Origin of the sequence: Pseudomonas sp. B20(2017) (assembly GCF_002113125.1) — a bacterium.
Taxonomy (GTDB): Bacteria; Pseudomonadota; Gammaproteobacteria; order Pseudomonadales; family Pseudomonadaceae; genus Aquipseudomonas.
Genome location: NZ_NEJP01000008.1, coordinates 239,177 through 258,145 on the forward strand (window position 1 = coordinate 239,177; position 18,969 = coordinate 258,145).

At 60.0% G+C, this 18,969-nt stretch carries 15 protein-coding genes and 1 pseudogene; 9 read left to right on the forward strand and 7 right to left on the reverse strand.

All coding sequences use genetic code 11. The features are described 5' to 3' along the window. The first annotated feature begins 124 nt into the window (after positions 1–124). Positions 125–2,518, forward strand: a complete 2,394-nt coding sequence (locus CAF63_RS14435) for a dermonecrotic toxin domain-containing protein (protein ID WP_085685789.1) — start codon at positions 125–127, stop codon at positions 2,516–2,518. Between the two features lie 18 nt (positions 2,519–2,536). Here CAF63_RS14435 and CAF63_RS14440 read toward each other — a convergent pair whose 3' ends face one another. Continuing rightward, a complete protein-coding gene (locus CAF63_RS14440; RefSeq protein ID WP_085685791.1) occupies positions 2,537–3,319 on the reverse strand; it encodes an IclR family transcriptional regulator in 783 nt (260 codons plus the stop codon). 163 nt (positions 3,320–3,482) lie between these two features. Here CAF63_RS14440 and hmgA point away from each other — a divergent pair, with 163 nt between their 5' ends. The 4 genes from hmgA (at position 3,483) to CAF63_RS14460 (ending at position 8,250) form a co-directional block, all read left to right on the forward strand. Next, the gene (gene hmgA / locus CAF63_RS14445; protein ID WP_085685793.1) at positions 3,483–4,778 is read left to right on the forward strand and encodes a homogentisate 1,2-dioxygenase; all 1,296 of its coding nucleotides are present in this window, start codon (positions 3,483–3,485) and stop codon (positions 4,776–4,778) included. Positions 4,779–4,781: 3 nt separating this feature from the next. Beyond that, positions 4,782–6,086, forward strand: a complete 1,305-nt coding sequence (fahA, locus tag CAF63_RS14450) for a fumarylacetoacetase (protein WP_085685795.1) — start codon at positions 4,782–4,784, stop codon at positions 6,084–6,086. Positions 6,087–6,098: 12 nt separating this feature from the next. Beyond that, positions 6,099–6,734 (forward strand): maleylacetoacetate isomerase, encoded by a 636-nt coding sequence (gene maiA / locus CAF63_RS14455; RefSeq protein ID WP_085685797.1) that lies wholly within the window; start codon positions 6,099–6,101, stop codon positions 6,732–6,734. A gap of 145 nt (positions 6,735–6,879) precedes the next feature. Next, on the forward strand, positions 6,880–8,250 hold the full coding sequence (locus tag CAF63_RS14460) for an aromatic acid/H+ symport family MFS transporter (protein WP_085685799.1): 1,371 nt from the start codon (positions 6,880–6,882) through the stop codon (positions 8,248–8,250). A 50-nt stretch (positions 8,251–8,300) separates the two neighbouring features. On the opposite strand, the gene CAF63_RS14465 is transcribed toward CAF63_RS14460, so the two are convergent. Then, a complete protein-coding gene (locus tag CAF63_RS14465; protein ID WP_085685801.1) occupies positions 8,301–9,104 on the reverse strand; it encodes a SirB1 family protein in 804 nt (267 codons plus the stop codon). 184 nt (positions 9,105–9,288) lie between these two features. On the opposite strand from CAF63_RS14465, the gene CAF63_RS14470 reads away from it, so the two are divergent. After that, positions 9,289–10,308, forward strand: coding sequence for a Glu/Leu/Phe/Val dehydrogenase dimerization domain-containing protein (locus tag CAF63_RS14470; RefSeq protein ID WP_085685803.1), 1,020 nt, complete (start codon positions 9,289–9,291; stop codon positions 10,306–10,308). 152 nt (positions 10,309–10,460) lie between these two features. On the opposite strand, the pseudogene CAF63_RS14475 reads toward CAF63_RS14470, so the two are convergent. Then, positions 10,461–10,718, reverse strand: a pseudogene (locus CAF63_RS14475) (YebG family protein); the annotation flags it as partial. Between the two features lie 293 nt (positions 10,719–11,011). Here CAF63_RS14475 and CAF63_RS14480 point away from each other — a divergent pair. Next, positions 11,012–11,512 carry a phosphate-starvation-inducible protein PsiE gene (locus CAF63_RS14480; RefSeq protein ID WP_007957255.1) on the forward strand — a complete coding sequence of 167 codons (501 nt, stop codon included), beginning with the start codon at positions 11,012–11,014 and terminating at the stop codon, positions 11,510–11,512. On the opposite strand, the gene CAF63_RS14485 is transcribed toward CAF63_RS14480, so the two are convergent. The 3 genes from CAF63_RS14485 to CAF63_RS14495 form a co-directional block, all read right to left on the reverse strand. Beyond that, positions 11,509–11,826, reverse strand: coding sequence for a DUF3509 domain-containing protein (locus CAF63_RS14485; RefSeq protein WP_085685807.1), 318 nt, complete (start codon positions 11,824–11,826; stop codon positions 11,509–11,511). The genes CAF63_RS14480 and CAF63_RS14485 overlap by 4 nt on opposite strands. A 199-nt stretch (positions 11,827–12,025) precedes the next feature. Then, positions 12,026–13,327 carry an HAAAP family serine/threonine permease gene (locus CAF63_RS14490; RefSeq protein ID WP_085685808.1) on the reverse strand — a complete coding sequence of 434 codons (1,302 nt, stop codon included), beginning with the start codon at positions 13,325–13,327 and terminating at the stop codon, positions 12,026–12,028. A 63-nt stretch (positions 13,328–13,390) separates the two neighbouring features. Beyond that, positions 13,391–14,767: an L-serine ammonia-lyase gene (locus CAF63_RS14495; RefSeq protein WP_085685810.1), complete on the reverse strand. Its 1,377-nt coding sequence runs from the start codon at positions 14,765–14,767 to the stop codon at positions 13,391–13,393. Between the two features lie 135 nt (positions 14,768–14,902). Between CAF63_RS14495 and CAF63_RS14500 the strand changes: the two genes are divergently transcribed. Beyond that, the gene (locus tag CAF63_RS14500; RefSeq protein WP_011332523.1) at positions 14,903–15,850 is read left to right on the forward strand and encodes a LysR substrate-binding domain-containing protein; all 948 of its coding nucleotides are present in this window, start codon (positions 14,903–14,905) and stop codon (positions 15,848–15,850) included. Positions 15,851–16,050: 200 nt separating this feature from the next. Then, positions 16,051–16,458: an HPF/RaiA family ribosome-associated protein gene (locus tag CAF63_RS14505; protein ID WP_085685812.1), complete on the forward strand. Its 408-nt coding sequence runs from the start codon at positions 16,051–16,053 to the stop codon at positions 16,456–16,458. Between the two features lie 71 nt (positions 16,459–16,529). Here CAF63_RS14505 and fecA read toward each other — a convergent pair whose 3' ends face one another. Next, complete coding sequence (fecA, locus tag CAF63_RS14510) at positions 16,530–18,863, reverse strand: TonB-dependent Fe(3+) dicitrate receptor FecA (protein WP_085685813.1); 2,334 nt, start codon at positions 18,861–18,863, stop codon at positions 16,530–16,532. Positions 18,864–18,969: the final 106 nt, after the last annotated feature.

Genomic DNA, 18,969 nt, shown 5'->3' on the forward strand with positions numbered 1-18,969 from the left:
TCTTAAATATTCAAAATGTGAAGTAACGGCCCGCTTGTTTTAGTTGGGGTCGTTGAGCGTTAGCTTTGTTGCATGAATAAATGGCGTTGTGTCATTTAGTTGTTGATGCTGCAAGGAACTCTCAATGAATCTTTTAAAAGATAACCTCGGTTTTCGGCCCCAATGGCTCGCAGGCACCAGTTCGAACAATCAACAGAAGTATGAACACCTGATGCAGCAAATGACTGATCAGGAGGCCGAACTCAGACGACTGCTGGGCAAGTCGGCATCTTTGAAAGCCTATGCCTGTGCACGTGTTCAAGAATGGATCAACAGTGCATTGGGTACACAGATTGATCCAGAACGTGTCAGTGTACTTTCCCGCTTCAAGACTCAGGTCGCAGGGCGCACGCTCGTTCAAGAGGATAAACGTTCGTTACTGGAGCTCGCGCTGTTCGGTCTGCATGATCAGAACAACCGGTCTGAAATGAAGTTTGAAGGTCATGTTCCTTCAGGCTTGACTCAAGCACGCGTGGAAAACTGGTTATCTGGTGTGGATATCCGATCGGATTACTTTGAAGCGCTTCGAAAGTCCTTTGATGATTACGGCGTGCAAGTCGCATTGTTGGGAGCCCTGGGAACCCGCATTGCTTTCAGCGTGTTTTCGGCGACTTTGCAGGGACACCTCAATCAGTCGAGCATGGAAATGGTCGAGCGCTTCCTTCAGGGGGATCGCAGCATTGCGGCATCGGCGTTCGTTTTGAAGGGTTACCGGCATGGTTTCAGGGATCTGATTGTTTTCCAGCACAAGAGCAATCCCTATGGGCCCTGTGCCTTGTACGCTCCCGGCTCGCCGGATGGCAGGGACTGGTACTCGTTCCCCAATATTCGCGAACTCGAGTTTCAGGTGGCCGGCTGGGTCAGGACCGATGATGGGGTGAGCTATCTGACGTCCCAGGCGCATCCTCAGGAGAGGGGGGCATTGTCCAAATATGTGAAACAGCTTCAGCAACTTCCGAGCGCATGGAAAGGCACAACCTTCTACGAATGGCCTGAGGCGCCGGAGGGCATTCTCGCAGAGGCGATTTTCTATCAGATTTCCTGGGATCTGGCCCAGGAGAGTCTTGTACAGCCGGCGGGTTACCGAAACGCGCCTGCCGATCTTCGTCAGCGTTTCGCTCGATTGAACACCGAGTTGAAAGCCCTTTATATCGTCAACGCTCGTGAAGCCGGCATCGTTCCTTATGAGACTTTTTGCCGTGATCTCATAAAACAGAACATTGAAGCCTTGCTAAAAGCATCTGGAGAAATCGTCGCAGTCAATCCGGATGACATTATTGTCGAGCTGGAGCAGGGTGAAGAAGTTACGTTGTCCCGGATCATTATCAAAGAGACGCCATTCTATGCGCATGAAAGGGATGGCGAACTGGTAGGCGTTTTTCCGCGCTTTCGTGTAAAGGCGGGCCATCCAGCACTGCGTAATCTTGATATTCGTCATTTGGCAAGCTGGTCCCGAACATTGCGACCGGGAGAAAAGTACATTGCCATGTTGCGTTCGGTTTATCTGAACAATCAACATCCGGCGTATGAGCTGAAGCGGGAAATACATTTGAGAATGCAGCAAGCCGAGATGTACCGGGCGGTATTGTCCAGCCAGTTTGCCGGCGAGATGTCCAGTGGATTGGCTGAACAGTTGAATCGTTTGATTGCAGGGCTGGACAAGGCCTCGGATCCATCGTTTCCTCCTTATGGAGAAACCGTCACCAACGTGCAATACAGCGCTGTATTCAAACTGCATTTAAAGCGCTGTCTGATTGAAGGCGTCTATGTTTTCAGATTGGTAGAGGGCGGAAAAGTCACCGAAATTCTCTACACGCCTAACGCACCCGACGGTATCCATTACCGCCCGATGAATCAGCTCTTTGCGTCGATCAAGGAAAACGCTCTCGGCCAGTATTTCTATGAACGGGTCAAATACATCGAGCAGCCGATCATCGGGACTTTCGTCAATAACATCGAGTTCAAGAACATCTCCGAAAGCCCGCCCGTCCTTGAGATGAACAGCCGTGTGCAGTCGTTGCGAGCAAGTTACAACGCACGCATAGAGCGGGTCATATCCGATGTGGACGCACAAACGACCAGCTTCGGCGAAATTATCGGAAAGCTTGTTTATGACACGGCTGTCCTGGCTGCAACGGTCGTCAGCATGGTTATTCCACCGGTGGGGCTGGCGCTTTCGGCCGTGCAGATTACCAGGAATGTTCTTGAGGGAGCCCAGGCTTACAAGTACGGAGATCGAGCAACAGCTTTCAACCATTTCAAGGATGCGTTGCTGGACCTGGCTTCTCTGGTTCCCGGAGGAAAAGAAGCGACCAAGGCTCAGAAGACCCTGATTCAGCTTCTGGGCGATGCCAACACTGTCGTCGGTCTGGTGGCTTCGGCCACTGGCCAAAGCCTTGGCTACGAGCGTTTTCAGGAACTGCTCGAAGAGATCCTGAAGGAAGAGTCGGCCAGCAATAGCCAGACGTTGTTGCTGTAACCGGCTGAAGTCAACTGACTAGCGGGCGTCATGCCCCATCCGCCAACTCACGGCCCGCGTCGCCGCCAATAACCGCTGCGCCGCCGGGCCGTTTTCGTCGGCGTGGAACAGCGAGGTCGGGCCGACGATGGTCAACACTGCCGCGACCTGCCCGAGGGCGTTGAACACCGGTGCCGACAGGGCATCGACGCCGGGCATCAGCAAGCCGTGGACATGGTGCAGACCGCGTTCGCGGATCTGTTCGCACAACGTCGCATAGGCTTTTTCGTCCGCGAGCGGATGGCCGCCGCTGGCGATTTCCTGTTCGCGCAATTCGTCTGTTTCCCGATGCGGCAGGTAGGCGCCGAAGACCAGGCCGGTGGAGGAACTGAGCAGCGGCAACACCGAGCCCAGTTGCGTCACCACCGTCACCGCGCGCACCGCCGGTTCGATGTGCACCACGGTCGCGCCCTGATTGCCCCACACCGCGAGGAAACAGGTTTCGTTGAGTTCGTCGCGCAACTCGGCCAGCGGCAGGGCGGCGACTTTCAGCACGTCCATACTGTTGAGTGCGGCCAGACCCACGCGCAGCGCTTCACGGCCGAGACCGTAGTGGTTGGTGGCGGTGTTCTGTTCGGCGAAACCGCTGGCGATCAACGCCTGGAGATAACGGTGAACCTTGCTCGCCGGCATCTGCACATGTTCGGCCAGACGCGACAGCGAAGTGGACGGCGACAACTCGGCCAGGGCCTTGAGGATGTCGGTGCCGACTTCGGCGGAGCGGACTTTCTGTTTGCCGTTGCTGTCGCTGGATTTTTCCATGGTGCTGCCGTGTCCCGGAACGAATGGGCGTCTTTATAGCTTGACGCTGGATAGCGAGCAAATTACGTTATGCGTAATTGAATTACGATAAAAATAACCCCGGCGTGCCAAGACCTCTGATCCAGAGCGTCCGGCCATGCCGACTCCCTGTTCAGGAGGCTCCATGAACCTCGATTCAGCCCTGGCTTACCAGTCCGGTTTCGGCAACGAATTCAGCTCCGAAGCGTTGCCCGGCGCACTGCCCGTCGGCCAGAACTCCCCGCAAAAAGCCCCTTACGGTCTGTACACCGAACTGTTCTCCGGCACCGCGTTCACCATGACCCGCAGCGAAGCGCGGCGTACATGGATGTACCGGATCCAGCCGTCGGCCAATCATCCGGCCTTCGTCAAACTGGAGCGGCAACTGGCAGGTGGCCCGTTGGGTGAAGTGACCCCCAATCGCCTGCGCTGGAACCCGCTGGAGATTCCGACCGAACCCACCGATTTCATCGATGGTCTGGTGAGCATGGCGGCCAATTCCGCTGCCGAAAAACCGGCCGGCATCAGCATCTATCACTATTGCGCCAACCGTTCGATGGAACGCGTTTTCTTCAACGCCGACGGCGAGCTGCTGCTGGTGCCGCAACTGGGTCGCCTGCGCATCGCCACCGAACTGGGTGTGCTGGAAGTGGCGCCGCTGGAAATCGCCGTGCTGCCACGGGGTTTGAAATTCCGCGTCGAACTGCTCGATCCGCAAGCGCGCGGCTACGTCGCCGAGAACCATGGCGCGCCGCTGCGCCTGCCGGATCTGGGACCGATCGGCAGCAACGGTCTGGCCAATCCGCGGGACTTCCTGACCCCGGTCGCCGCCTACGAAAACCTGCAACAGCCGACCACCCTGGTACAGAAATTCCTCGGCCAGTTGTGGGGCGCCGAACTCAATCACTCGCCACTGAACGTGGTCGCCTGGCACGGCAACAACGTGCCGTACAAATATGACCTGCGCCGCTTCAACACCATCGGCACCGTCAGTTTCGATCATCCGGATCCATCGATCTTCACCGTGCTGACCTCGCCGACCAGCGTCCACGGTCTGGCCAACCTCGATTTCGTGATCTTCCCGCCGCGCTGGATGGTGGCCGAGAACACCTTCCGTCCGCCGTGGTTCCACCGCAACCTGATGAACGAATTCATGGGCCTGATCCAGGGCGAGTACGACGCCAAGGCCGAAGGCTTTGTGCCCGGCGGCGCGTCCCTGCACAGCTGCATGAGCGCTCACGGTCCTGACGGCGAGACCTGCACCAAAGCCATCAATGCGGACCTGAAACCGGCGAAGATCGATAACACCATGGCCTTTATGTTCGAGACCAGTCAGGTGCTGCGCCCAAGCCGCTTCGCCCTCGACTGCCCGCAATTGCAATCCACTTACGACGCCTGCTGGGCCACGCTGCCCGCCACGTTCGACCCGACCCGGAGATAATCCATGACTCAGAATTCCATCACCCGCAGTTGGGTCGCTTCGGCCAACGGTCACACCGAATTCCCGCTGCAGAACCTGCCGCTGGGCGTGTTCAGCATCGAAGGCTCGGCGCCGCGTGCGGGCGTGGCGATTGGCGAACACATCTTCGATCTGCAAGTGGCGCTGGAGGCCGGTCTGTTCGACGGCGCCGCGCGTAGTGCGGTCGAAGCCATGCACGGCGGTCAGTTGAACGCCTTCTTCGAACTCGGCCGCGATGCCCGCGTTGCGTTGCGTGAACGCCTGCTGGAGCTGTTCAGCGAAGGCAGCACTCATCGCGGCAACATCGGAGCCCAGGGTGCAAAACTGCTGCCATTGGCCGCCGATTGCCAACTGCATCTGCCGGCGCGTATCAGTGACTACACGGACTTCTACGTCGGCATCGAGCACGCGCAGAACGTCGGCAAACTGTTCCGTCCGGACAACCCGCTACTGCCGAACTACAAACACGTGCCGATTGGCTACCACGGTCGTGCATCCACCGTACGCGCCTCCGGCGCCGACGTGCGCCGCCCGAAAGGCCAGACCCTGCCAGCCGGTGCGACCGAGCCGACCTTCGGCCCGTGCGCGCGTCTGGACTATGAGCTGGAGCTGGGAATCTGGATCGGTCAGGGCAACGAGATGGGCGAGCCGATTGCCATTGGCGATGCTGCCGAACACATTGCCGGTTTCTGCTTGCTCAACGACTGGTCGGCCCGTGACATTCAGGCCTGGGAATACCAGCCGCTTGGCCCGTTCCTGTCCAAGAGCTTCATCACCAGCGTCTCGCCATGGGTGGTGACTGCCGAAGCGCTGGCGCCATTCCGCATCGCGCAACCGGCGCGCCCGGAAGGTGATCCGCAGCCATTGCCGTACCTGTTCGACAAGCGCGATCAGGATGGCGGTGGCTTCGACATCGAGCTGGAAGTGCTGCTGCTCACCGAGAAAATGCGCGAGCAAAACCTGCCGGCCCATCGCCTGACCCTGAGCAACACCCGCTACATGTACTGGACCGTTGCGCAAATGGTCGCGCACCACAGCGTCAACGGTTGCCAGTTGCAGGCCGGTGACCTGTTCGGTTCGGGCACCTTGTCCGGCCCTGAAAACGGTCAGTTCGGCAGCCTGCTGGAAATCACCGAGGGCGGCAAAAAACCGATCGAACTGGCGTCCGGCGAAGTGCGCAAATTCCTTGAAGACGGCGACGAAATCATCTTGCGCGCTCGCTGCGCCCGCGAAGGTTTTGCCTCGATCGGTTTCGGCGAGTGCCGTGGCACCGTGCTGGCGGCACGCTGACAGGAGCGGGTCATGGATCTTTACACCTATTACCGTTCCACCTCGTCGTACCGGGTGCGGATCGCGCTGGCACTCAAGGGCCTCGACTATCAGGCGCTACCGGTCAATCTGATTGCAGCGCCTGGCGGCGAGCATCGGCAACCGGCGTATCTGGCGATCAATCCCCAGGGCCGGGTGCCGGCGCTGCGCACGGACGAAGGCAAGTTGCTGATTCAGTCACCGGCGATCATCGAGTACCTGGAAGAACGCCATCCACAGGTGCCGTTGCTGCCCGATGACCTTGTTGCCCGCGCACAGGTGCGCGGGGTGGCGGCGGTGATCGGCTGCGATGTACATCCGTTGCATAACGTCAGCGTGCTCAATCGCCTGCGCGGTCTGGGGCATGACGAACCGCAGGTCAACGAGTGGATCGGCCACTGGATCAGTCAGGGGCTGGCGACGGTGGAGCAGTTGATCGGCGACAGCGGTTTCTGTTTTGGCGAGTGGCCCTGTGTGGCTGACGTGTACCTGATTCCGCAGTTGTACGCGGCCGAGCGGTTCAACGTTTCGTTGGAGGCCTATCCACGGATTCGTCGAGTGGCCGCGCTGGCCTCTGAACATCCGGCATTCATTGCGGCGCATCCGGCGAATCAGCCGGACACCCCGTAACCCCTGTGGGAGCGAGCTTGCTCGCGAAGAGGGAGGGTCAGCGCGAGTAATGTCGCCTGACTGACCGCTTTCGCGAGCAAGCTCGCTCCCACAATAGATCTGCGCTGTGACCATAAAATCATAAAAACAAAACAGGTACCTTGCGATGCACAACCAGATTGCCAGCTTCCGGGCGGCACTCGACGCCCGTCCTGTGTCCCGCTTTCAGTGGTTACTCCTGATTCTTCTCGCCTTGCTGCTGGTCACCGACGGCTATGACGCCCAGGTGCTCGGTTACGTGGTGCCGGCATTGGCGCAGGACTGGGGTCTGGAAAAGTCCGCGTTCGGCCCGGTATTCAGCGCCAACCTTCTGGGCCTGACCCTCGGCTCGCTCGCCGTGACGCCGCTGGCCGATCGCTTCGGCGTTCGACGGATTCTGCTCGCCTGCGTGCTGATTTACGCCAGCCTCACCGTGCTGATGGTGTTCGCCGACTCCCTGAATACCCTGATGATCGCGCGCTTCATCTGCGGCATCGGCATGGGCGGCGCGATGCCCAGCGCCATGGCGTTGATGTCGGAATATTCACCGCCACGCCTGCGTACGTTGATGGTGACGCTGGCGGCCTGCGGCTTTTCATTCGGCGGTGCTGCGGGTGGTTTTGTTGCAGCCGGCTTCATCGACCGGTTCGGCTGGCAAGCGGTGTTCCTCGCTGGCGGCGTCACGCCGTTGCTGCTGTTTCCGTTTCTCTGGTGGATGCTGCCGGAATCCTTGCCAAGATTGCTGCGTGACGCGCCGCCCTATGCACGCCTGCGCAAAGTCACCGCGCGGATGCTGCCGGACTGGCAGCCACCGGCCGCATCGGTCGAACAGAACGAACGCGAGCAGGGCAGCAAACTGACCGTGGTGGAGTTGTTCCGCAACGGTTACGCCCGCCCGACCTTGCTGATCTGGTCGACGTTTTTCGTCAGCCTGATCCTGCTGTATTTCATGATCAGCTGGCTGCCGTCGCTGCTGCTGGAAAGTGGCCTGAAGCTCAACGAAGCGAATCTGGTGACGTCGATGTTCCTGTTCGCCGGCACGCTGGGGGCGATCTGCATGGCGTGGTTCGCCGACCGTTTGAAAAGCAAGGTGCGGCTGCTGTCCGGCGTGCTGGCAGGCGCGGCGCTGTGCACGATCCTGCTGGGCCTGAATCACGACAACCCGCGTTATCTGGTGGCCTGTGTGTTCGCGGCGGGGTTCTGCATCATCGGCGGGCAACTGACGCTCAATGCGTTCGCCAGCAATTTCTATCCGGCCCACGTGCGCGCCACCGGCACTGGCTGGGCGTTGGGAGTGGGGCGGTTCGGTTCGATTCTCGGGCCGCTGTTCGGCAGCCTGTTGCTGGCGATGCACATTCCGGTGGAGCAGATTTTCTTCTTCTGCGCGATTCCGGCAGTGATTGCGGCGTTGCTGATCATTCAGGTGCGTTTGCCTTCGCAGCTTGCGCAAAATCCTGTGGGAGCGAGCTTGCTCGCGAAGAACGATAACGCGGTTTGACTGATCGACCGCGTCGCCTGATTCGCGAGCAAGCTCGCTCCCACAAGGGATCAGTGGACGACTGAGTTCGGCGGCAGATGCCCCAGCCGTTCCGTCAGGCGAAGTCGCTGAATCGGGTCGTCACTGAGCAATAGCGCGTGCTCCAGGTCGAAACGCTCGGCGTTCGGGCAATCGAGGCGCTGGTACAGACTGGCCCGCGCCAGATAGTCGGCGGCGCTTGCGTTGCCCAGTTCGAGCACGCGCTCGGCATCGATCAGCGCCGCGATGAAGTCGTCGTGGGTCAGGTGCAATTGGCGCAGGTTGCGTGAAAGACGCTGAAGCATCTGCACCGGTTCGGCAGTCAGCAGGTGGTCGGCGTTGAGTTTCATCTGATGGCCGTACTGGCGATGCAGCAGTTCGCGGCAATCGTTCGGATACAGGCGCCGTCCGCCGCATGGATCGAGCAGGTGATCGGCCCCGGGAACCTTCAGCAGGAAGTGGCCGGGGAAGTTTACGCCAACCAGTGGGATCTCCAGACCACGGGCCAGTTCCAGGGCGATCAGTGCCAGCGCCAGCGGTTGGCCGCGTTTGGTCTGCATGACTTTGTGCACCATCGCGGCCTGTGGGCGCAGCGGTATGAAATCATCTTGCGCGAAGCCCAGATCGGTCATGCGCCGCAGCAGCGGTTGCGCCAGCTCGCTGACCGGCAGCAACGGCAAGCCATAGCTGACCCGCTGCTGCAGTTCCTTGAATTCCTGCAACAGCGCTTCGGGATCGGCTTGTTTGTCGTGTTCGGCGGCCATCCACAACGCGGCTTCGAACAGCGCGGGCGGTGAACGGTGCAGACAATCGAAGAAACGTTGGCGCGGACTCATCTAAATCTCCGGGGCATGCCTCGTTTTAGCCCCGTCTTTGCCATTCGTCCAGTGCCGGGCCGCTCTGCCATCGGGTTATGCCACAACCCTCCGATCGGTGGTGGCGCTTATTCCGGCGCGCTTCAGCAATTTTCAGGCGCAAGCCTATACTGGCGTCTACCAGAAGTGATTCGGGAGCTTGCCGATGTTCGCTCTCATGCAAAGCACTCGCCTGGAATCGCTGCACCTTAGCGTTGATCCGGTGTCCGGATTGAAGGCGGTCATTGCCATTCATAACAGTCGTCTCGGGCCAGCCCTGGGCGGGTGTCGTTATCTTGCCTACCCGAACGACGAATCCGCTGTCGAGGACGCCATACGCCTGGCCCAGGGCATGAGCTACAAGGCCGCGCTGGCAGGTCTCCCCCAGGGCGGAGGTGTCGCCGTGATCGTGCGGCCGGCCCACGTGGAAAACCGCGCCGCTCTGTTCGAAGCTTTCGGGCGCTGCATCGATCAACTCGACGGCCGCTACATCACCGCCATCGACAGCGGCACGTCAGTGGCGGACATGGATTGCATCGCCCAGCAAACCCAGCATGTCACCAGCACCACCTCGGCCGGCGACCCGGCGCCGCATGCGGCGATGGGTGTCTTCACCGGGATTCGCGCCACGGCCATGGCGCGGCTGGGCAGTGACAACCTCGAAGGCTTGCGCGTGGCGATTCAGGGGTTGGGAAATGTCGGCTTTGCGCTCGCGGAGCAGTTGCACGCAGCGGGGGCCGAACTGCTGGTCAGTGATATCGACCACGGCAAGGTGCAACTGGCGATGGAACAGCTCAACGCTCATCCGATCGCCAACGACGCGTTACTCAGCACGCCGTGCGACATCCTCGCACCGTGCGGCCTTGGCGGTGTGCTTAACAGCCACACGGTCACCCAGTTGCGCTGCTCGGCGGTGGCGGGCTCGGCCAACAATCAGCTGACGCATCTGGACGTCGCCGATCAACTGGAACGGCGCGGCATCCTGTATGCGCCCGATTACGTGATCAATGCCGGCGGGCTGATCTACGTTTCCCTCAAGCACCGGGGCGAAGAACTGACGACCATCACTGCGCACCTGTCGAAGATCAGTTCGCGACTGACCGAAGTCTTCGCCCACGCCCAGGCAGAAAAGCGTTCACCTGCGCGGGTGGCGGACGAGCTGGCGGAAAAGGTGTTGTACCGCTGATTTTGTCCGGGCATGAAAAAGCCCCTGAGTCTTTCAACTCAGGGGCTATTCAATTCAAGTGTCGCTTACTTTGCAGCCTTCGCCGCTTTTGCAGGCTTGGCTGGCGCTTCTGCCGGTTCAGCCACCTCTGCAGGCTCGGTTGCCACAACCGGTGCCGCTGGTGCGTTGATCAGCTCCGACAATGCGTCAGGCTGGCTCTTGAACGCCCGGGCGAACACATCGCGGTTCTTCGCCATGAAGATCCCGACTTCTTCCACTTGCTGTTCGCTCAACGAAGGAACGGCTTTTTCCAGCACTTCGGCCAACAGTTCGGCCAGTTCGAGCATTTTGTCATGACGGTCAGCTTCGGCTTTATCCATGAACAAGCGCTCCAGATCTCGGCTGCTGCGGTATACCACTTCGACGGCCATTCACCACCTCACATGCCTTCACATTAAGTTGTCTTTGCGACTACTGTATCTATATACAGCGAAAAGGATAAGCGAATCCCTGCGCTTTGGGTAGTGGCTTTTCAATGTAGACCGGATTCGGATTTTGTCAGCCTGGCGCCAGCGCACAGGTGCGACCAAACGCCACGGCGCGGGTTTCGCGGCGGCTCGCCATGATGGCGTGGCCTCTTTTCTGCATGCATCTGCGTACGTGCGCAATAACCGTCACGTCCAATGCGCAACATCCGCTCGAACCGGGCTAAGGAACCTTCATCGTGAAAATCAACTGGGCCGAGAAACTGCGGCAAAACGTGCATCAACTGGCCGAGTCTCTGGGCAACCTGTTCGTCGAGACCTTCCATTACCTGGCGCTGTTCGCCATCGGTGCGGTGACCGCCTGGGCGGCGGTGATGGAATTTCTCGGGATGCTCGAGGAAGGGCACATCAAGATCGATGACATTCTGTTGCTGTTCATCTATCTGGAACTGGGGGCGATGGTCGGGATTTACTTCAAGACCAACCACATGCCGGTGCGCTTCCTGATCTACGTGGCGATCACGGCACTGACGCGCCTGCTGATCTCCAACGTCTCGCACCACAATCCGCCGGACATGGGCATCATCTACCTGTGTGGCGGGATTCTGCTGCTGGCGTTTTCGATCCTGGTAGTGCGTTACGCCTCGTCGCAATTCCCTTCGGTGAAAATCGAGAACCCGCACCGCAAGATCGGCACGGGTTCCAGTGAACATCCGGAAGTGGAGAAGGGCGAACTTTAAAGGCCGGCAACTGGCCGGGGCTGATGTTTGGCCTGACGCGGTGGCGGCGTGATTCCGTCGCCGCGGGTCATGGCGTCGAGGATTGCCATGGCGCTATGGCCCTGTTCGATGGCGATGCCGAATTGAATGCTCTGCACCAGGCGTTTGAGGCGCTTGGGGTCATTGCGTTGTTCGGCGCTGATCATCCGTTTGGCGACGATCCGGCCGCCATTGGAGAGGGTCAGCATGATGCTGCCGTCGAGGCCCTGAATGCTCAGGTTGATCTGATAGTCCGGCGCGAAGGCATCGGTAATGATCTGAAAAGGATTGTCCATGATGCGTCACCGCCTGATTGAACGTGCAGTTGTTGACCGGCCTTGATCGGGTTGGTTCGCCAAACCTGACCATCGGCCCTTCCGTGGTCCCGTCTCCTTCAGCGATGTAGCAAGGGACATGCCGGGAATATTGTCGAACAATGAAACCGGCCAAAAAGAAGGCGAACCCATGGCTCGCCTTCTTCGTTTGCGGCCCGTTTCAGGGCAGAACCGAGTAGATGATCGCTGACAGTGCAATCAGGCCGATCAGCACCACGAAGACGTTGGACGCCTGGCCCGAATACTGGCGCAAGGCTGGCACGCGGCGGATCGCGTACATCGGCATCAGGAACAACAGGCAGGCAATCACCGGGCCGCCGAGGGTTTCGATCATGCCGAGGATGCTCGGGTTGAAGGTTGCCACGGCCCAGCAGCTGAGGATCATGAACAGCGCGGTCGCACGGTTCAGCCAGCTCGCCGACATCACCCGGCCACGGCTGCGCAGGCTTTTGACGATCATGCCCTGAAAGCCTTCGCTGGCGCCGATGTAGTGGCCGAGGAAGGATTTGGTGATCGCCACCAGCGCAATCAGCGGCGCGGCGTAGGCGATGACCGGGGTCTGGAAATGGTTGGCCAGGTACGACAGGATCGAAATGTTCTGCGCCTTGGCCGCTGCCAGATCCGCCGGCGACAGCGCCAGCACGCAGCTGAAGCAGAAGAACATCACGGTCACAACCATCATGCCGTGGGCCATGGCGAGGATGCCGCTGCTCTTGCGTTCGGCCTGATCGCCGTAGCGCTGTTTCTGGTCGACGGCGAAGGCGGAAATGATCGGCGAATGGTTGAACGAGAACACCATCACCGGGATCGCCAGCCACAGGGTCTTGAGGAATACCGACATTTCCATCGGTTCCTGAGCACTGGCGAAGAATGCGCCGTTCCAGTTCGGAATCAGGCTGATGCCGAGCAACAGCAGCGCGGCGACGAACGGATAGACCAGCACGCTCATGGCTTTGACGATCACGCTCTGACCGCAGCGGACGATGGCCATCAAGCCGAGGATCAGCGCCAGCGACAGCACCGCGCGCGGCGGCGGGGCGATGTGCAACTGGTGTTCGAGGAAGCTGCTCAGGGTGTTGGTCAGCGCCACGCTGTACACCAGCAGGATCGGGAAGATCGCGAAGAAATACAGCAGCGTGATCAGCTTGCCGGCGCCGATGCCGAAGTGTTCTTCCACCACTTCGGTGATGTCTCCGGAGCGGCCCGACAGCACGAAGCGGGTCAGGCCACGGTGAGCGAAGAAGGTCATCGGGAAGGCCAGCAACGCCAGGATCAGCAACGGCCAGAAGCCGCCGACACCGGCGTTGATCGGCAGGAACAAGGTGCCGGCACCGATGGCCGTGCCGTACAGGCCGAGCATCCAGGTGGTGTCGAATTTGCTCCAGCCCTTGTGGGCGGTTTCGTTGTTGCGTGTGCGGTCTACAGCGGGATTTTCGGCAGCAGGTGTGCGTACATCGGTCATCGTTTTTGCCTCGTTATTATTCTTGCTCGGGCTCACGTGTTACGGGCGGTCAGGGAGCGCTCCTCAGCACTCCACCCAGCTCACGGCCAGGCCGCCCCGTGAAGTCTCTTTGTATTTGTCATGCATGTCGGCGCCGGTATCGCGCATGGTGCGGATCACCCGGTCGAGGGAAATGAAGTGTTTACCGTCGCCGCGCAGGGCCATTTGCGTGGCGTTGATTGCCTTCACCGCAGCGATGGCGTTGCGCTCGATGCACGGCACCTGCACGAGCCCGCCGACCGGGTCGCAGGTCAGGCCGAGGTTGTGTTCCAGGCCGATTTCGGCGGCGTTTTCCAGTTGCTCCGGGGTGGCACCGAGCACATCGGCGAGACCTGCAGCGGCCATGGCGCAGGCCGAACCGACTTCACCCTGGCAGCCGACTTCTGCGCCGGAAATCGAAGCGTTTTTCTTGCACAGGATGCCGACGGCAGCCGCACCCAGAAAGAACGCGACCACGTCATCGTCTGACGCGTCTGGATTGAATTTCATGTAGTAGTGCAGAACGGCCGGAATGATCCCGGCGGCACCGTTGGTCGGCGCGGTCACCATGCGTCCGCCGGCGGCGTTCTCTTCGTTGACGGCGAGGGCGAACAGGTTGACCCACTCCATCGCCGACAGGGTCGAACTGATGACGTTCGGCTTGCCGATTTCAAGCAGGCTGCGGTGCAATTTCGCTGCGCGACGCGGCACATTCAGACCGCCAGGCAGGATGCCTTCGTGACGCAGACCCTGCTCGACGCATTCGCGCATCACCGACCAGATGTGCAGCAGGCCCTTGCGGATCTCGGCGTCGCTGCGCCAGGCCCTTTCGTTGGCCATCATCAGTTCGGAAACCCGCAGGTTGTGCTGCTTGCACAGCGCCAGCAGTTCGACGGCGCTGGAGAATTCGTAAGGCAACTCGACGTCGCCGGCCGGCGCCACACCGGATTCGGCTTCGGCCGCTTCGATGATGAAACCGCCGCCGACGGAGTAGTACGTTTGCTTGAACAGTTGCCCGGATGCACCAAAGGCTGTCAGCGACATGGCGTTCGGGTGGTAGGGCAGGCTCTCGTCCAGCAGCAGGAGATCGTGCTGCCAGTTGAAGGCAATCGAGCGTTCACCGGCCAGAGACAGTTGGCCGGTCTCGCGCAGTTGCTGGATGCGTGGCTCGATGGTCGAGGGATCGATGCTGTCCGGCCATTCGCCCATCAGACCCATGACCGTTGCGCGATCAGTGGCATGGCCGACGCCGGTGGCCGAAAGCGAGCCGTACAAACGGATTTCCACCCGTTGCACATCGTTCAGCAAATGTTGCTCGATCAGGGTTTGGGCGAAGGTCGCGGCCGCGCGCATCGGGCCGACGGTGTGGGAGCTGGACGGGCCGATGCCGACTTTGAATAGATCGAAAACACTGATAGCCATGCTAAACCCTTACAAGCAATGGAGTAGGAATCGCTGCCATTTTTTGTAGGACAAGCGCAATGTCGGCGATACTGCCTACCTCGCTTCAACGTGACTAACGAAACTTCCTAAGTAAGCCTTTAGCAGGACTAAACCATGAGTCGTCAATTGCATGCCCAGACTTACGTCTGGCTGCAGGTGTTTTCCTGTGCCGCGCGGCACCTGTCATTCACCCGTTGTGCCGAGGAACTGCACATCACGCCGGGGGCGGTGAGTCAGCAAATCCGACAGCTGGAAGAACGTCTGGGCTTTCGTCTGTTTCACCGCCGCGCGCGGGGTGTGGAGTTGAGCGCGGAAGGGCAGCGACTGGCGATCACGGTGAATGAGGCTTACGGCAGCATCGATGCGGAATTGCGTCGCCTGGATGCAGGGATGATCAGCGGGATTCTGCGGGTGCGTTCGATTCCATCGTTCCTCAGCAAATGGCTGACCCCGCGTCTGCCACGCTTGCAACAGCGTTACCCGGACATTCAGCTGCGGCTGGTGGCCGAGGACAGCAGCGTGCCGTTGCATGAAGGGGATTTCGACTTGGCCATCGACCTGAACGACGGCAGTTATCCGGGACTGTTATCCACAGCCTTGCTCGACGAGCAGATTTTCCCGGTGTGCGCGCCTGGCCTGCTGCGCGGACGACCGCCGTTGCACGGGCCGGCGGATCTGGTGCATTTTCCGCTGTTGCACGACATCACCGCCTGGCGCGGCAGCTATGAATATGCGGAGTGGGAGTTTTATCTGAATGCCATCGGTTTCGAGGGCGCCGATGTGCGGCGCGGGCACACGTTCAACCGCAACCACCTGACCATCGAAGCGGCGATTGCCGGCATGGGCGTGGCGATTGCCCGGCGCACATTGCTCAACGACGAGCTGGAGCGGGGGACGTTGATCGTGCCGTTCGGGATTTCAGTGCCCAATCACAAGCGCTATGTGTTGCTTTATGCGCCGGGGGCGTTGAGCCATCCGGGCGTGCGTGCGGTGCATGACTGGCTGGTGGAAGAGGCGGGGATTTTCCGCAGCCTGCATCCGTTGGGTGATGGCCAATTGTGAGCAGATTTTTCGGGGTGGCGGGGCGACCCAACTCCCGACCTTACCAGCGCTTTACCCGGTTGTCCGGCTTTTTTTGCGTATGAATATTTATCTTTTTTCAGGGGTTGAAATGTTCGTCCGGCGGGCCGATTGTTGTAATCAAGAGGTCACGAAATCCTGTTCCAGGCCTCTTGCGAGCTAGCTGAAATAAGGGATGAACTATGCAAATCCAAGTCAACAGCGACAACCATATTCAAAGCAGCAAACGACTGGAGGAGTGGGTACGCACCACAATTGAGAGCACGCTCGACCGTTATGAGGAAGACCTGACCCGTGTCGAAGTCCATCTGAGCGACGAGAACGGTGACAAACCGGGTCCCCATGACTTGCGCTGCCAACTGGAAGCGCGGCCAAAAGGCCATCAACCGATTTCCGTCACCCACAAAGCCGATTCGCTGGAACAGGCGATCGATGGTGCAGCCGAAAAACTGGAGCACGCGCTGGAGCACCTGTTTGGCAAACTGCGCGGCAAACCGCGAGCCGCTGTGGTGCCATTCACAAGCAAAGCCAATGAAAAGCTATTGGCGGAAGAGTTTGACGAGAACGAACAGGCAGCGATCAACAGTTGATGTGCTGATTTTTCAAGCCACCCAATGAGAAAGGGCCTGCAATTGCAGGCCCTTTCTGTTTTCAGCAGATATTAGAAAGCGACGGAAGTCTGCACGTATACCGTGCGCGGCTCACCGACATACTTGCCCTTGTTGTTGTCATCGAACGAACGGGTGAAGTACTGGGTGTTGAAGATGTTCTTCACCCCCACCGCCACGTTCAGATCCGACAGCTGCGGGCCGAAGTCATAACCGGCGCGGCTGCTGAACAGCATGTACCCCGGGATCTTGCCGGTACTGCCGTCGGCGCTTTCTTTGGAGGTGTTGGCGTTGTCGGCGAACTGGTCGCTCTGGAAGCTGCTGTCCAGGTTCAGTTTCCACGGCCCTTCGGTGTAACCGACGCCGATCGTGCCTTTGTGCTTGGACGAGAACGGCACACGATTGCCTTTGTTCGGGCCGTCTTCGCGAATGGTGGCGTCGACATAGGCGTAAGTGGCGTAGACGTCGAAACCGGCCAGCGCCGGGCTCAGGTCGTCGAGAGCGTAATTGACGCTGGTCTCGATGCCCTGATGGCGGGTTTCGCCACGGGCGATCACCGAGTCGTTGGTCTGGTTGCTTTCGTACTGGTTGTCGAAGTTGATCAGGAACGCGCCGATCTCCGCTCGCAGCGCACCGTTGTCGTAACGGGTGCCGACTTCCCAGGTGCGGGCCTTCTCCGGTTTCACTTCGCCGCTGCTCACTCGGTTGGGCATCTGGCTGTATTGCACGCTGCCGAACGAACCTTCGGTGTTGGCGTACAGGTTCCAGCTGTCGGTCAGGTGATACAGCACGTTCAGCGCCGGCAGTGCGGTGTTGTAGTCGCCCTTGTATTTGACGTTGGTCAGGTTGTTGGTCTGCTGCGACTCGATCATCTCGTAGCGCACGCCCGGGGTGATGGTCCACTTGCCGATGTCGATGCGGTCATCGACGAAGAACGCATTGGCTTCAGTGCCGCCGCGAGTGTCGCGGTCATTGCGGCTGTTGGTGGTCGGATATTCATTGCTGCTGATCGGCGTGCGATAGCGCAGCTCGTGGCCGGCCTCGTTGATGTAGCGATAGCCGACGCCGACTTCATGGCTGGTCGCGCCAAGGTCAAAGCCCTGGGCGAAGCGGGTTTCCAGACCGCGAACCCAATACTCGCGCGGCGACAGCGACAGGAAGGTGCCCTGATCCAGATAACCGCTGCGCAGGGTCTTGGTGAAGAAGGTGTTGGCGGTGAATTCGCGGCGATCTTCCTGATAGCGATAGCCGAAATTGAACATCGTGCGACGGCCCCAGAACTGGTCTTTCGGCCGGGTCGACTGATACGGATCGGCATCGTAATCGGCGACATTCAGACCGCCAGGCATGTCGGCCTTGCCTTCGTAATACTGGGCCATGGCGTTGAAGCTGTTCGCTTCGTCGAGCTGGTATTTGCCCTTGAGGATCAGGTCGTCGATTTCCGTGTCGCTGTGTTCGCGCCAGTCGCCACCGCGAGTGCCGGAGTACAGCAGCGCGCCGCCCAGGCCGTTGGCGTTGGTGCCGCCAGCCAGCAGGTTGGCGCTGGTCTTGAAGCCGTCATGGCTCGACGACGGGCTGGTTTCAGTCTGGAATCCACCCTTGACGGTCGGCTCGTCCGGAATCGCCCGGGTCACGAAGTTGACCACGCCACCGACGTTCTGCGGGCCGTAACGCACGGCGCCGCCGCCACGCACCACGTCCACGGCGTCCATGTTGCCCATGCTGATTGGCGCGAACGACAACTGCGGCTGACCGTAAGGCGCGAACGGTACAGGAATGCCGTCCATCAACACCGTCGAACGTGCGGCCAAGCGCGGGTTGAGGCCGCGAATACCAAAGTTCAGCGCCATGTCGTGGCTGCCGGTGCCGTTGTTTTCCGGCGCGTTGACGCCGGGAATGCGGTTGAGCACGTCACGGGCCTGGGTCGCACCCTGGCGTTCGAACTCTTCGCGGCGGATCACGTCACGGGCACCGGGATGTTCGAAGACGTTGACCTGCGCGGCTTCACCCAACCAATCGCCGACCACTTTCGAGGTGTCCAGCTCCAGGGCGCTGTCGTTCGCCGGTTGCAGGCTGAAGGCATTGCCGCCCTCGGCGCGGGCTTGCAGTCCGGTGCCTTCTAGTAGCGCGTTCAGGCCTTGTTCCGCTGTGTAGCTGCCTTCCAGTCCACGGCTTTGCACACCGCTGGTGACTTGCGAACCGAACGAAATCAGCACACCGGCTTCACGGCCGAACTGGTTGAGGGCATTTTCCAGCGACGACGGGGCGATGTGATAAGCCTTGGTTTCGGCGGCTTGCGCAAGGTGCAGGGCGCTGAAGCTCAGGCTGGCGCCGAGGACGAGGTTGCGCAGGGTTCGGGCCAGCGGCGTGAGGCGGGTGGGGTGCATGGAGGACGGTCCTGAGAAGGTTGAATCAAGGGGGCTTTCCTTCTCTGTCACGCCAGATCTGAAAAACGGCTCATTTATTTTTACGGAGGACGCGGAGCGTCCCGGG

What these genes read in the sequence shown, in the direction of transcription:
- CAF63_RS14505 (WP_085685812.1), top strand. Translation starts at nt 16,051, where the DNA reads ATGCAAATCCAAGTCAACAGCGACAACCATATTCAAAGCAGCAAACGA.
- hmgA (WP_085685793.1), top strand. Translation starts at nt 3,483, where the DNA reads ATGAACCTCGATTCAGCCCTGGCTTACCAGTCCGGTTTCGGCAACGAA.
- CAF63_RS14440 (WP_085685791.1), bottom strand. Translation starts at nt 3,319, where the DNA reads ATGGAAAAATCCAGCGACAGCAACGGCAAACAGAAAGTCCGCTCCGCC.
- CAF63_RS14485 (WP_085685807.1), bottom strand. Translation starts at nt 11,826, where the DNA reads ATGGACAATCCTTTTCAGATCATTACCGATGCCTTCGCGCCGGACTAT.
- CAF63_RS14500 (WP_011332523.1), top strand. Translation starts at nt 14,903, where the DNA reads ATGAGTCGTCAATTGCATGCCCAGACTTACGTCTGGCTGCAGGTGTTT.
- CAF63_RS14435 (WP_085685789.1), top strand. Translation starts at nt 125, where the DNA reads ATGAATCTTTTAAAAGATAACCTCGGTTTTCGGCCCCAATGGCTCGCA.
- maiA (WP_085685797.1), top strand. Translation starts at nt 6,099, where the DNA reads ATGGATCTTTACACCTATTACCGTTCCACCTCGTCGTACCGGGTGCGG.
- CAF63_RS14465 (WP_085685801.1), bottom strand. Translation starts at nt 9,104, where the DNA reads ATGAGTCCGCGCCAACGTTTCTTCGATTGTCTGCACCGTTCACCGCCC.
- CAF63_RS14460 (WP_085685799.1), top strand. Translation starts at nt 6,880, where the DNA reads ATGCACAACCAGATTGCCAGCTTCCGGGCGGCACTCGACGCCCGTCCT.
- CAF63_RS14490 (WP_085685808.1), bottom strand. Translation starts at nt 13,327, where the DNA reads ATGACCGATGTACGCACACCTGCTGCCGAAAATCCCGCTGTAGACCGC.
- fecA (WP_085685813.1), bottom strand. Translation starts at nt 18,863, where the DNA reads ATGCACCCCACCCGCCTCACGCCGCTGGCCCGAACCCTGCGCAACCTC.
- fahA (WP_085685795.1), top strand. Translation starts at nt 4,782, where the DNA reads ATGACTCAGAATTCCATCACCCGCAGTTGGGTCGCTTCGGCCAACGGT.
- CAF63_RS14470 (WP_085685803.1), top strand. Translation starts at nt 9,289, where the DNA reads ATGTTCGCTCTCATGCAAAGCACTCGCCTGGAATCGCTGCACCTTAGC.
- CAF63_RS14495 (WP_085685810.1), bottom strand. Translation starts at nt 14,767, where the DNA reads ATGGCTATCAGTGTTTTCGATCTATTCAAAGTCGGCATCGGCCCGTCC.